The following is a 335-nucleotide window of genomic DNA, read 5'->3' on the forward strand; positions in this document are numbered from 1 at the left end:
ACCGGAGAAATGGAAAAGCTAAGAAAGACAGATGCAGACCTGCGGGGAGCGAAGTTGTACGTTCCATCAACAAAAGGCGGCTGCAGCAGAACCTTAAAACTGGCGGCAGAGCAAATTATATTACTAGCCGCCCAGTTGTCAGAGCATCCGGGAGAGCTGTTATTGGGAGAGAAGCTGCAGAACCGTGTCCGTAGCATCATAAAAAAGATAAGGAAGCTGAGCCCGAAAGTACGCACCGCCAAACACCTGAGAGGCAGCCTGATCGTGTACTGGATCAAAAGCTATAACCTGCGGAAAGCCCAATACCTGGCAGGCCATAAAAACATCCTGTCTAC

The 335-nt window shown here is 49.9% G+C and carries 1 protein-coding gene; it reads left to right on the top strand.

Annotated elements, in window-relative coordinates; translation table 11 throughout:
- Nucleotides 1-335: site-specific integrase (locus tag C900_RS27370; RefSeq protein WP_040497687.1), on the top strand; the 335-nt coding region annotated here is incomplete at both ends.

Origin of the sequence: Fulvivirga imtechensis AK7 (genome assembly GCF_000331535.1) — a bacterium.
Taxonomy (GTDB): Bacteria; Bacteroidota; Bacteroidia; order Cytophagales; family Cyclobacteriaceae; genus Fulvivirga; species Fulvivirga imtechensis.